Here is a 12,780-nt window from a genome sequence, read left to right as displayed (position 1 = left end):
CGGTCACGCCATCCGGCCGATGACCGCACGCCACTGGTCCCCCCGGGCCAGGAGCCGGCTCACCGGCACCTTCTTGACGGTGCCGTCCGCGCGGGTGCACAGGACACGGTTGCCGTCGACGTGCAGCGTGCCGCCCACGGCGCCGCCGAACCGCCGCACCACCGGGCCGAGAAGTGCCTTGAGGGCGATGGTCCTGGTGGCCGGGTCGAACTCGAAGTACGTGCGGGTGAGCTGCAACAGCCCGATCACCGTGAACAGCGGCCCGAGGAACAGCGAGATCCCCACCGCACCGCCGGTCCGCAGCAGGAGCAGGCCGAGCGCGGTGTTGCCCGCCCCAAGCACGAGGAACGTGATGGGAAGAGCGGGGTTGTAGCGCACCTGCATGGCGGGTCCTCTCGGGTGGTCGCAGTGGCGACCGCTTCGACCGGCGAAGTGAGCGGAAGGTTCCCTACGCCGAACGGCCTCCACTGCCCGGCCACCCTGCCCGGCCACCCTGCCCGGGCGGCAGGGCCCGGCCACCGCTCCCGCCTGTTCGGCTGACCACTGCCCACCAGGCCTGCAGCGCCTGGCCAACCGCCGCCGCCAAACAGCCCGGCACCCCAGCCGGAACGGCCCAGCGACCAGCAAGCCAGCCACACCCACCAGCCTGACCACACCACCCGAATCAGCCCAACCCACCAACCGCCCAGCCACCACGAAGTCAGCCAGGCCAGAACAGCCACCCACATCCAGCGCGTGCCGCGGTCTGACCAAACTGCCCCGACCGACCCCAGCCCAACCACACCAGCCCCGGCCCGGCACCAGCCCAACCACACCGGCCCAGCCCTTGCCCGACCACGCCAGCCCAGCCCGACCACACCGGCCCCGCCCGCCAGCCCAGCCCCGGCCCGACCACGCCCATCCACACCGGCCCAGCCCGGCCCCGGCTCGACCACGCCGGTCCAGCCCAACCACGCCGGTCGAGCCCGGCCCCAGCCCGACACGCCGGTCCAGCCCAAGCACGCCAGCCCAGCCCGACCTCAGCCCAACCACACCAGCCCAGCCCGGCCCGGGCTCGACCACGCCGGTCCAGCCCAACCACGCCGGTCGAGCCCGGCCCCAGCCCGACCACACCGATCCAGCCCAACCACACCAGCCAGCCCGGCCCCGGCTCGACCACGCCGGTCCAGCCCAAGCACGCCAGCCCAGCCCGACCTCAGCCCGACCACACCAGCCCACCCCGACCACGCCAGCCCACCCCGACCCCCGGCCCCAGCCCGACACCAGCCCGCCAGCCCAGCCCGACCACACCGGCCCCGCCCGCCAGCCCGGCCCCAGCCCGACACGCCAGTCCAGCCCAAGCACGCCAGCCCAGCCCGACCACACCGATCCAGCCCACCCACACCAGCCCAGCCCGACCCCAGCCCGACCACGCCAGCCCACCCCAACCACACCAGCCCAGCCCGGCCCCCCGCCCCGGCTCGACCACGCCGGTCCAGTCCGACCACGCCGATCCAGCCCAACCACGCCGGTCGAGCCCAGCCCCAGCCCGACCACACCGGCCCAGCCCAACCACGCCGGTCGAGCCCGGTGCGTCAGCCACCGACCCAGTCAGCTGGCGCAGCCACGCCGGTTCACGAGATCAGCGCAGCGACGCGGGCCCGGCCGAGCCCCGGCCGGTCAGACCCGGCCCGGCTGGACCCGCTCCACCGTGCCTGCCAGCCGGGCGCGTTCCGCCGCGAAGACCGCCAGGTGCGACTCCAGCGACTCCTCGGCGCCGGACAGGATGTGGCTGCCGTCGCCGGTGTCCACCGCTGTGGTGAACGCGTCCATGAGGCCCGCGTCGCCGCCCGAGTGGCCCGACTCCGTGTCCAGGCCGGTGCCCGCGGCCGTCAGCACCTCGGTCGAGCCGGTGAGGAAGTCGTGTAATCGGACCTCGGTGCCGTCGCCGTCCAGGAAGCCGCGCGTGCCGAAGATCTGGGTGCGGCGGTCGACGTGCGGGGTGAACGCGGTCATCGTGAACGTCGCCGTCGTGCCGCCCGCGAACTCCATCGCCACCACCTGGTGGTCCACCACGTCGTTGTCCGACTGGTACACGCACCGGCCGTACGGGCCCTCCCGCAGCGCCCGCGTCACCGACTCCTCGCTCACCTCGTCGGTCAGCACGCTCACCGGCCACCCGGTGCGGCCCGCGCGGACCATGCCCAGGTACAGGCGTTTCGCCGAGTACGGGCACGTCGGCTCCACCGCGCAGTCCAGGCAGCGGGCCGCCGCGCCCGCCGGCGCCTGGCCTGCGGTGAAGTGGCGCAGCGAGCCGAAGCTCGACACCCGCTCGACCGGCCTGCCGACGATGTGGCGCAGCCAGTCGATGTCGTGGCCCGACTTGGCCAGCAGCATGAACGACGCCAGGTCCGTGCGGCGCCAGTTGCCGCGCACGTACGAGTGCGCGTAGTGCCAGTGCCCCACCGGTTCCAGGTGCTGCACGCTGACCACCTCGCCGATCCGGCCGTCGTCGACGAGCTGTTTCACCAGCCGCGTGTACGGGCGGTACCGCATCACGTGGCACACCGCGAACAGCACGCCCGCCTCGGTGACCGCGTCGACCAGCCGGACGCACTCCTCCGCCGTCGGCGCGAGCGGCTTCTCCACCAGCAGGTGGTATCCCTTGCGCGCCAGCGCGATCGCGGGCTCGACGTGCTCAGCGTCCTGTGTGGACACGATGGCCGCGTCCGCCAGCCGCGGCGCCGCGGCCAGGTCCTGCCACGACTCGAACACGTGCGCCGCCCCGTGCTCGCGGGCCAGCCGCTCCCGCCTGCCCGCGCGCGGCTCGGCCACCGCGACCACCTGCGCGCGGTCGGCGTGCCTGCCTGCCCACGCCGCGTACCCGGCTCCGCGTTGTCCCGCCCCGACGATCGCGTACCGGACCATCACTCCCCTTTCACGTACGTCGTCACCGTCACCGACGCGGTCACCCGCACCGGCGACGGCAGTGCCGCCACCTTCGCGCGCAGCGCGCCGGTGTCCACGTGCCACGCGCTGGGGCCCATGCCGACCAGCGCCAGCACCTCCTCGTGTCCCAGCGACATCGCGAACTCCACGGTGTCCGAACCGGACACCGTGAAGCCGGGCAGCGACGCCGTCACCCGGGACGCCTTGTCCTCGGCCACGGTCAGCAGATCCAGTGCGGACACCAGCTCACCGAGGTGCGCGGACGTCGGCGCCACCACCACGAGCCGCCCGTCCCGCGTCAGCACCCGCGCGATCTCGGCCGCGTTGCGCGGCGCGAACACGTTGAGCGCCACCGGCACCACACCGTCCCGCACCGGCAGCCGCCGCCACGTGTCCGCGCCCACCGCCCCGAGGCGCGCGTGTGCGCGGGCCGCCCGCCGCAGCGCCGGCTTCGCGATCTCCAGCGCGATCCCCACCCGGCCGGGCGACGCGTCGAGCACCGCGGCGAGGTAGTGGCCGGTGCCCGCGCCCAGGTCGAGCACGCAGCCCTCCCCCGCGCAGGCGGCCACCACCGCGTCGACGATCGGCGCGTAGTGCCCGGCGGACAGGAACTCGTCCCGCGCCGCCACCATCTCCGCGCTGTCGCCCGTCACGGACGCCTTGCCGGGCAACAGGGTCACGTACCCCTGCCGTGCCACGTCGAACGCGTGCCCCGACGCGCAGCGCACCGAGCCGCCGGCCAGGTCCAGCGCCGCAGAGCAGTGCGGGCAGGACAGGTACGGCAGGACGTCAGCGAGCACCCGGCGCCCCTGCCGCCAGCCCCGTGACCAGCTCGTGTAATCGCGGCACCCGCTGCTCGGACTCGGGTTTCATCAGCACGCTGCGCAGCACCCGCGCCCCGTCGGCGTCCGCCGTGACGGCGTGCCCGCGCGCCGCGAACGCGTCGGCCGGCATCCGCAGCACGCTCAGGAACACCGGGTCCCGCGCGGCGTTCATGCCCTGGGTCAGCACGTGTGCGGTGGCCGCGTCCACTCCGGACAGCGTGTCCCGCGCCGGGAAGTACGTGACGATGTCCAGCGCGGGCTCCTGGTACAGCGTCAGCGCCTCCGACTCCGCCAGCAGCGACGACCAGTGCTCGGCCGCGCGCCGGTTCGCCGCGAGGACCCGCCGCAGCCCTTGCGTGCCGAGCACCCGCAACGTCAGCCACAGCGCGGCGGCCGCGGCACCCGGCCGCGAGCACTCCAGGCTGATCTCGCCGAGGTGCAGGTCGGACTCGGTGAAGTAGGTGTACGGCGAGTCGTGGTGGTAGTACCGCGCCACCGACGGGTCGGCGAACAGCACGGCACCGCACCCGTACGGCTGCAGCCCGTGCTTGTGCGGGTCGATGACCACCGAGTCGCACCGGGCGATGGCGCGGAACGCCGCCGCGTCCGCCAGGTCCGGCAGCAGCGTGTAGAACCCGCCGTACGCGGCGTCCACGTGCAACCGGACGCCGTAGCGGTCCCGCAGCGCCAGCGCCTCGTCGATGGGGTCGACCGCGCCGAGGCCGGTGGTGCCCGCGGTCAGGACGACCGTGCCCACCGCACCGGTCTCCAGCAGCTCCGCGAGCGCGGTCATGGACATCCGCCCCGCCGCGTCGACGGGCACCGCGTGCCCCTCGATGCCGAGCAGGTGGCACATGCGGGAGTGCGTGTAGTGCGCGTCCGCGCTGTAGGCCACCCCGCGCCCGGGGTGGGACTCGCGCGCGACGAACAGCGCCTCCAGGTTCGCGACCGTCCCGCCGCCCGTGAGGTGGCCGAGGTGCTGGGGTAGCCCGAACATCCCCGCCAGCTCGGCGACGACCTCACGCTCCATCCTGGACGTGGCCGCGCCGCCGTCGTCGGCGTGGTTGTTGGGGTTGACCAGCATGGCCGTCAGGTAACCCGCGACCGCCACCGGGTGCGGCGGCTTGAGCATCTGCCCGGCGTAGTCCGGGTGGAAGTACGGGTAGTTGGCGGCGCCCAGCCGGTCGACCAGCTCCTCGAAGCCTGCCTTGAACGCGTCCGGGTCGACGTGCCCGCTCGGGTGCGCCTCGTAGGGCGCGAACGAGTCCTGCCAGGCGGCGATCGCGTCGACCCCCTGCCGCAGCCACGTCGGAAGTTCTGTCATGCCAACACGATGACATGCCCCACCGACAAAAACGGGACGCCCCAGGTCAGGGGCGTCCCGTGTGGCCGGGAAGGGGTCAGCCGCGAGCGCGGATCCGCAGGAGCGTCAGCACCGCGCCACCGGCGAGCAGCAGGCCCGCGGCGAGCGCGACCATCCAGCCCGCGTTGACACCGGTCGAGGCGAGGTCCTCGTCCTCGGCGGCGGGCGAGACGTCGGCGGAGGTCGTGGTGACCGAGGCGCCGCTCGACTCCGAGCCCGAGCCCGTCGTGGTCGTGGTCTCGGACGACGAGCCGCCCGTCGTGGTCGTGGTGGTGGTCTCGGTGCCCGTGGTGGTGGTCGTCGTCGTGGTCGTCGTGTCCTTGTCGACGCCGCAGGCGAACCAGTGGCTGATCCCGGCGGGCTTGCCGTTGGGGTTCAGCGGCGAGTGCAGGTCGAGCCACGGCAGGTCGCCGAGGTCGGCCACGTCGTACCGGTTGTACGCGGGGCCACCCTTGACGATCACACCGACGACCTCGACGTCGTCCGCGACCGCGGTGATGTCGACGTACGTGCCGTCCTGGACGTTGTCGTCCGGACCGTCGTCCGTGGCCGTCAGGTCGGCGGTCACGTCGTGGCTGCCCGGGTAGAGCTTGGAGCAGTCCTGGGGGCGGGCGTTCCCCGAGTGGGCGGTTGCCCGGTCGTCCCCCGGCACCGGGTCGTCGGCCGGCTGGGCGAAGGCAGGCGCGGCGAACAGGACGGCCCCGGCCACTGCCGAGGCGAGGGCCACGGTGGCCCGGATGTAACGGCTCATTCGCGTGTCTTTCCAAGTGTCCAGAGTGGTCGGTCGACGAGACCCGTGCTCACGGTAGACGGGGGTTAGCCCTACCCCCAACTCGGGTGGTGGCGCCAGTGTCTCCTCGCGTGGTCCGGGCGAGGCTTGTTCGTGTGCCGAACAAGGAGGACCCGATGCCAGCCCACCTGTTGCGCCGCTATCCCCTCACCGTGGGCGGACTCGTCGTCATGCTTACCCTTGGCGTCGTCCTCGGCACATTTGTCACCGAGGTAGCTGACCGCCCATGGGGTGATCACATTGCGTACGGTGTGCCCGCCTTCCAGGACGGCCGGTGGTGGTCGATCTTCACCGGCGCGCCGTTCGCCATCACACCGCTCTGCTATGTGGCGGTACTGGCGAGTTTCGCCGCCTTCGTGGGGTTCACCGAGCACCGGCTCGGCACCGCGAAAGCGGCGTTGATCTGGGCGTTCGGGCACGTCACCGGGGTTGTCGGGGCAATCGCGCTGGTCGACGTGACCGGCAGCGCGCTGATGTCGGCGCTCGACGTCGGCCCGTCCGGCGGGGCCATGGCCGCGGCCGCGGTCGCGACCGCCACTCTCACCCCGAGGTGGCGAATGTGGACTCGAACGGGCCTTGTCGTCTACGTCGTCGGGTCACTGTTCGTCGTCGGGCACCTCGCGGACGTCGTGCACCTGGTCGCCGTCGCGGTCGCCATGCCGCTGGGCCCGCTGTTCGTGCGCCGCACCGCCAGGGTCACCGGCTCCGACCGGGCCGTCGAGCTCCTGGAGACCCACGGCGGCGGCACCCTGTCGTGGATGACGACCTGGCCGGGCACCGAGTACCTGTACGGAGTGGACGGTTACGTTGCCTTCCGGCGACACAACGGTGTCGCGATCGTTATCGGCGACCCGGTCGGCTCACCGTCGTTCCGGCACGCCGCGCCGAGGGAGTTCGCCGCGTACTGCGACCGCGAAGGCCTCGTGCCCGCGTGGTTCTCCGTGACCGCCGCGACCGCCGACGCGGTCGGCGCCAAGCGCGTCCAGGTCGCCGAGGACACCATTGTGGACCTGCCCGGCCTCGAGTTCCGCGGCAAGAAGTGGCAGGACGTCCGCACCGCCCGCAACCGGGCCGCCAAGGACGGGATCTCCTTCCGCATGGTCACCCTCGCCGACGAGAGCCCGGCGATCGTCCGCCAGGTCCGCGCGGTGTCGGCGGGCTGGCTGCGCGGCAAGCGCACCCCTGAGCTGGGGTTCACGCTCGGCGGCGTCACCGAGGCCATGGACCCCCGCGTCCGCGTCGGCATCGCCGTGGACGCCGAGGGCACGGTCCACGGCGTCACGTCCTGGCTGCCGGTCCTCGACGAGAACGGCAAGCCCGGGGGCTGGACGCTCGACATGATGCGCCGCAAGGCCGACGGCTTCCGGCCCGTGATCGAGTTCCTCATCGCCGAGGCGTGCATGACGTTCCAGGCGGAGGGCGCCCGGCTGGTGTCGCTGTCGGGCGCGCCGCTGGTCCGCACCGGCGACCACGAGGTGTCCGTGGTGCAGCGGCTGCTCGACGGCATGGGCAAGCTGATGGAGCCCCTGTACGGGTTCGGCTCGCTGCACGCGTTCAAGGCGAAGTTCCAGCCCCGCCGCGAGCCGCTGTACCTGGCGTACCGCGGTACGGGTGACCTGCCGAGGATCGGCGCGGCCGTGCTGCGCGCCTACCTGGCTAAGCCCAGCGCCGTGCGGCGACGGCCAGCGCCGAGCGTGCTCCGCCTGCCAGTTCCCGCACCAGGTCCGCGGCCGGCACCGGCCGGGCGAACTCGTACGACTGCCCTGCCCACAGCGACATGGCCTGTGGGTCACCCGCTTTCCGCAGGTCCCTGGTCAGCTGGTGGACGTGCGGGTACGCGGCGGGCGCCGTTGCCGAGTGCTCGGACAGGAAGCGGTTCACCAGCCCCCGCGCGGGCCGGCCGGTGAACGCGCGGGTGACGGCGGTGGGGGTGTCGCCCGCCGCGAGCGCCGCGAGGTGGAGCGGGTTCGCCCCGCTCTCCGGGCAGGGCAGGAACATCGTGCCCAGCTGTGCGGCGCTCGCGCCCGCGACGAGCACGGCCGCCACGTCGGCGCCGGTCGCGAGCCCGCCCGTCGCCACCAGCGGCACGTCCGCCACGGCGGCCACCTTGCGCAGCAACGGGATCAGCCCGGTGTGGTCGATGCCCGCGTTGGTGAAGCTGCCGCGGTGGGCGCCCGCCTCCTGGCCCTGCACGACCAGCCCGTCGGCGCCCGCGGCGACGGCCTCGCGGGCCTCGTCGGCGGACGTGACGGTCACGAACACCTCGGAGCCGTGCCGCTTCACCTGGGCGATGACGTCGGCGGCCGGGCAGCCGAACGTGAAGCTGACGACCGGCACGTGCGCCTCCGCGAGGAGCGCCAGCTTGGCGTCCCAGTCGTCGTCGCCACCCGCCGGGTCGCCGAGCGCGACGCCGTACCGGTCGGCCTCGCCGGCCAGTTCGGCCGCATAGGCGGCCACGGCGCCGTCGTCCACTGTGGTGCGTTCGGGGACGAACACGTTGAGCCCGAACGGCTGGTCGGTCAGTTCCCGCGTCCGGGTGATCTGGGCACGCACCGCGTCGGCGGTGAGGTAGCCGGCGGCGAGGAACCCGAGCCCGCCCGCGTTCGACACGGCCGCGACCAGCTCCGGTGTCGACCCGCCGCCCGCCATGGGCGCTTGCACGATCGGGTGGTCGAGTCCGTCGAGGATCGTCATCGTTCCCCTTCCCCTGGGAATTCCTGGTCGATCAGGCGCAGCAGCGGCGCGGCCTTCACGACGGTCTCCGCGACCTCGTCGTCCGGAGTGGACAGGGCGATGATCGCGCCGCCGACACCGTAGGACACCTGGTCGGCGGAGGCGACGAGCGTGCGGATGACCATGCCGAGGTCGGCGGCGCCGGACAGCGAGAACCAGCCGAGCGCGCCGGAGTAGACGCCGCGGGGGCCGCCCTCGAGCCGGTCGATGATCGCCATGGTGCGCAGCTTCGGCGCACCGGTCATGGACCCGCCGGGGAACGCCGCGCGCACGACGTCGACGGCCGTGCGGTCCGGCGCGAGCGTGGCCCGGACGGTGCTGACCAGCTGGTGCACGGTCGGATGCGTCTCGACGGCGAACAACCGGTCGACGGACACCCCGTCGAGGGCGGCGACGCTGCCGAGGTCGTTGCGCACGAGGTCGACGATCATCAGGTTCTCTGCGCGGTCCTTCGCGGCGGTGGCCAGGCCGTGGCGCAGGTCGTCGTCCTCGGCCCGCGTGGCGCCGCGCGGGCGGGTGCCCTTGATCGGCTCGGACACGGCGACACCGTCCGGGGTCACGCGCAGGAACCGTTCGGGTGACACGGACAGCACGCTCAGCTCACCGAACCGCAGGAACGCGCTGAACGGCTCGGGGTTGGCGCGGCGGAGGCGGCGGTAGGCGGGCCACGGGTCGAGCTTGCCGTCGGCGACGAGCTGGTTGGTGAGGCAGACCTCGTAGGTCTCCCCGGCGACGATCTCGTCCTGGCAGGCGGCGATCAGCTCGAGGTAGCGCGCGCGCCCGTGACGGGCCCGCAGCGGCCCCAGTTCGGCGACTTGTCCACAGCCCACCGAGTTGTCCACAGGCAAGATCGACAACCCACCCCCGGTCGGGGGACACTGGTAGACTGGCACGGCGGGACGCCCCCGGGACTGGGTGGGGGTTTCGGTACCGTCCTGGGTGTCGTGTTGATCTTCGAGTTCGGCCAGCAGTCGCTCGGTCTCGTCGAGCCAGTCGTCCTCGGTCAGCGACAGCAGGTGGACCTCGGCCGCCGCGTGGTCGAACACGATCGCGCGGTCGGCGAAGATCATGGCCGCGTCCGGGTGGGGTGAGCGGTGTGCCGCTCCGGCCCCGCATTCGGCCTTCAGCTCGTACCCGAGGTAGCCCACCCACCCGAGCGCGAAGTCGAACGGCACGTCCGGCGGGGCGACCGGCTGCCGCGCCAGGTCGGCCGCCAGCCAGTCGAGGAACCCGCTCCGGACCACCTCGTCCGGCCGGTCCGCGCGGCGCACCGTGACCGTGCCCGCCGTGACGTCGGCCGTGACGACCTTCGCGCGGGGCCCGCTCGCGTCGCCGAGGATCGAGAACCGGCCGCCCGCCGCGCCCTCGTCGGCGCTGTCGAGCCAGAACGCGTGGTCGGCCCGCGCGTAGAGGGTGTCGAAGACGGTCTCCGCGCTCGCGGCCGTCCGCACGCGCCGGTGCCGGACCGCGCACGCGGCATGCCGCGTGCGCACCGTGACGGACGGCCGGCGCCGCGGCTGGTCGAGGAAGTTCGCGACGAGCCGGTGCCCGTGCGCCGTGCGGATCGACTCCGGGTGGAACTGGACGCCCCACTGCGGCCGGGTCCGGTGCGCCACCGCCATCAGCACCCCGTCGTCGCTGGTGGCGACCGGTTCGAGTACGTCGGGCAGCCGCGTGACGGCCAGCGAGTGGTACCGGACCGCCGTGAACGGCGACGGCAGCCCGGCGAACAACCCGGTGCCGTCGTGGTGGATCTCCGACGTCTCGCCGTGCCGGACGCGCGGCGCGGGCCCCACCGCACCGCCGTGCACGTGGCAGATGCCCTGGTGCCCGAGGCACACCCCGAGCAGCGGCAGGTGCGTGGTGCGGATGACCTCCGCGCAGACACCGAAGTCGGCGGGCCGCTCCGGGCGGCCGGGCCCCGGCGACAGGATCACGTGGGTGAACGCGTCCAGGTCGACCGGCTCGTCGTTGCGCACGACCGTCGGCGCCACGCCCGTCACCGCGCCGACCTGGTGTGCCAGGTTGTACGTGAACGAGTCGTAGTTGTCGATGATCAGCGTGCGCATGGCCACTCCGGAGCTTCGCCGATGGCCGGTGGCCCGCGCAAGGCGTCGTCCGTCACGGGCACGGGTGCGGGCACGACGCCGTGCCCGCACCCGCCCGCCTACCAGGTCACGCTGAACTCGGCGGTGGGTCCGCTGCCCGTCACGGTCAGCCGCCCGATCCGGCTCCGCCGGTCCGGGTCGTCGAGCGGGCTCGCGTCGGTGATGTAGTTCCACGCGGCCCACCAGGAGCCGTCGGGGGCCTGGAACGCGTTGAACGCCCCGGGACCCCGCTTGTTGCCCGGCAGGTTCTTCTTGCGGTACCGGTCCGGCAGGCCCGGCCGGAACCGCGCCTCACCGTCCGGGTCGGGTTGGTAGGAGAAGTACGCCCGCTGCTCGTACATCGGCGTGCACTGGTTGTCGAGCAGGGCGGCGCCGCAGTGGGCGACGCCCGTGGCGTACCGGTTGGCGTACCAGTTGTTGCCGGAGTAGAAGAGGTACCACTCGCCGCCGATGCGGACGGCGTTCGGGTTCTCGATCGTGAGCACGTCGTCCGGCGGGCTGTTGTGGTGGGTCCACTCGAGGTCGGCGTTGTCGATGAGCTTCTTCACGTCGCTCTCCGCCAGCCGCCGCACGTGGCGGGGCCGGTCGAACTCGAGCTTCGCGGCCCCCAGCGCGGTGACGCGGTTCTGGGTCCACGCGCCGTTCCGCAGGGTCAGCCATGCGCCGTCCGGCCGCCTGCTGACGTCACCGTCGATCGCCCACCCGCGCTCGGGGCAGAACAGCGGATCCGCGTTGGCGACGAACCCGCCCGTGTGGCGCAACGAGGTGGCGTAGCCGATGCAGTGCTTGGCCTGGCCGACCGGCTCCGGCCCGGGCACCGCCGCGCTGTAGAACGCGTAGTAGACGATCCGGTCGTCCTCGCGGTGCGGGTACACGGCGGGCGTCCACAGCGTGGAGCCCGGTCTGGCCCAGTAGCCGTCGGGGAACCGGACGTCGCTCCAGGCGTCGCCGTCGATGGCGGCACGGCGCTGGAAGGTCCCGTCCGCGAACTCGAACTCCGTGTACGGCAGCTTCTTGCCGGGGATGCTGGCGCCGTACGCGACGTAGGTGTTCGTGCCGGGCACCCGCATCGGGTCGGCGGCCGGGAACCGGAAGTCCAGTGACTCGTCACGCGGCCCGGTGTCCGCCGTGGCACCCGGTACGGCGGCCAGCAGGCCCGCGCCGCACGCGACGGCGACGACGAGAGCGCGGAACCCGCCGCTCACCGGGTCACCGTCACCCGGACGCGCACCGGCCGGTGGTCGCTGCCGTAGCCGGACAGGGCGTCGACCGCCGAGCCGGCCGCGTCCCTCTTGGCCCACACGTGGTCGATGGACGCGTCCCCGTGGCTCGGGGCGCTGAACGGCCGCGCGACCTGCCGGAGCGCGTCCATCAGGCCCGACCCCGGCTGCGCGTTGAAGTCACCCATCACGATCGGCTCGGCCGCGCGCGAGGCGAACCACTCCGCGGTGTTGCGGACCTGCCGGTTGTGCAGTTCGCGGTTGAGGTCGTACCGCTGCGCGGACGGGGTGAGGTGCACGACGCCGACCACCCATTCGAAGCCGCCGCCGCGCACGCGCACCCAGTTGACGTACTTCGGGGGCACGAGGCAGCCGCAGCTGTCGGGCGTCTCGGGTCCGGTGCCCGGCGTCGCGGGGTTCACCCTGCTCTCGGGCGAGATCTCGCGGGCCCCGTGGCCGGTGATGGTCATGTCGCCGCGCACGAGGACGGCGTTGTGCTTGACCGCCTTGCCGTCGGTCTCGTAGATCGCGACGTACCCGGTCGCCGCGGCGGCCTCCCGCACGGCGGTCTCGCGGTCGGCGACCTCCTGCAAGCCGAGGACGGCGGGCCGCTCGGCGTTGATGAGCTGGACGAGGTCGGCCCTGAGGCCGCCCGCGTCGCCCACGTTGTAGGTGACGACCTTGATCGTGTGCGTGTCCGCCTCGGCGGCCTGCGCGACGGGGCTCGCGACGGCCGCCGCGGCGAGGAACGCGAGGACGATGGCTGTGCGCCTTGTGGTTTCCATGGCGGAGATCGGACCACCGGAACACCGGC

General features: G+C 73.3%; 9 protein-coding genes and 1 pseudogene. 1 reads left to right on the top strand and 9 read right to left on the bottom strand.

The window, feature by feature from the left end:
• Positions 1 to 3: 3 nt before the first annotated feature.
• The 5 genes from ACYQ77_RS36875 to ACYQ77_RS36855 form a co-directional block, all read right to left on the bottom strand.
• Complete coding sequence (locus ACYQ77_RS36875; RefSeq protein ID WP_459720217.1) at positions 4 to 384, bottom strand: hypothetical protein; 381 nt, start codon at positions 382 to 384, stop codon at positions 4 to 6.
• A 1,275-nt stretch (positions 385 to 1,659) separates the two neighbouring features.
• Positions 1,660 to 2,907 (bottom strand): Gfo/Idh/MocA family protein, encoded by a 1,248-nt coding sequence (locus tag ACYQ77_RS36870; RefSeq protein ID WP_459720216.1) that lies wholly within the window; start codon positions 2,905 to 2,907, stop codon positions 1,660 to 1,662.
• A complete protein-coding gene (locus ACYQ77_RS36865) occupies positions 2,907 to 3,728 on the bottom strand; it encodes a putative RNA methyltransferase (RefSeq protein WP_459720213.1) in 822 nt (273 codons plus the stop codon). The genes ACYQ77_RS36870 and ACYQ77_RS36865 overlap by 1 nt, the downstream gene beginning before the upstream one ends.
• Positions 3,718 to 5,076, bottom strand: coding sequence for a pyridoxal phosphate-dependent decarboxylase family protein (locus ACYQ77_RS36860; protein ID WP_459720210.1), 1,359 nt, complete (start codon positions 5,074 to 5,076; stop codon positions 3,718 to 3,720). Before ACYQ77_RS36860 ends, ACYQ77_RS36865 begins: the two co-directional genes overlap by 11 nt.
• 76 nt (positions 5,077 to 5,152) lie before the next feature.
• Positions 5,153 to 5,866, bottom strand: a complete 714-nt coding sequence (locus tag ACYQ77_RS36855) for a hypothetical protein (protein ID WP_459720207.1) — start codon at positions 5,864 to 5,866, stop codon at positions 5,153 to 5,155.
• A gap of 155 nt (positions 5,867 to 6,021) precedes the next feature.
• On the opposite strand from ACYQ77_RS36855, the pseudogene ACYQ77_RS36850 reads away from it, so the two are divergent.
• Positions 6,022 to 7,494, top strand: a pseudogene (locus tag ACYQ77_RS36850) (bifunctional lysylphosphatidylglycerol flippase/synthetase MprF); the annotation flags it as partial.
• 67 nt (positions 7,495 to 7,561) lie between these two features.
• On the opposite strand, the gene ACYQ77_RS36845 reads toward ACYQ77_RS36850, so the two are convergent.
• The 4 genes from ACYQ77_RS36845 to ACYQ77_RS36830 form a co-directional block, all read right to left on the bottom strand.
• The gene (locus tag ACYQ77_RS36845; RefSeq protein WP_459720606.1) at positions 7,562 to 8,593 is read right to left on the bottom strand and encodes an NAD(P)H-dependent flavin oxidoreductase; all 1,032 of its coding nucleotides are present in this window, start codon (positions 8,591 to 8,593) and stop codon (positions 7,562 to 7,564) included.
• 2 nt (positions 8,594 to 8,595) lie between these two features.
• A complete protein-coding gene (pabB, locus tag ACYQ77_RS36840) occupies positions 8,596 to 10,707 on the bottom strand; it encodes an aminodeoxychorismate synthase component I (protein WP_459720204.1) in 2,112 nt (703 codons plus the stop codon).
• A gap of 98 nt (positions 10,708 to 10,805) precedes the next feature.
• Positions 10,806 to 11,951, bottom strand: coding sequence for a family 43 glycosylhydrolase (locus ACYQ77_RS36835; RefSeq protein ID WP_459720201.1), 1,146 nt, complete (start codon positions 11,949 to 11,951; stop codon positions 10,806 to 10,808).
• Positions 11,948 to 12,751, bottom strand: a complete 804-nt coding sequence (locus ACYQ77_RS36830) for an endonuclease/exonuclease/phosphatase family protein (RefSeq protein ID WP_459720198.1) — start codon at positions 12,749 to 12,751, stop codon at positions 11,948 to 11,950. Before ACYQ77_RS36830 ends, ACYQ77_RS36835 begins: the two co-directional genes overlap by 4 nt.
• Between the last annotated feature and the right edge of the window lie 29 nt (positions 12,752 to 12,780).

The organism is Actinophytocola sp. KF-1 (assembly GCF_054661535.1).
Note: the sequence above shows the minus strand (reverse complement) of the source record. Positions and strands in the feature narration are given on the sequence as shown.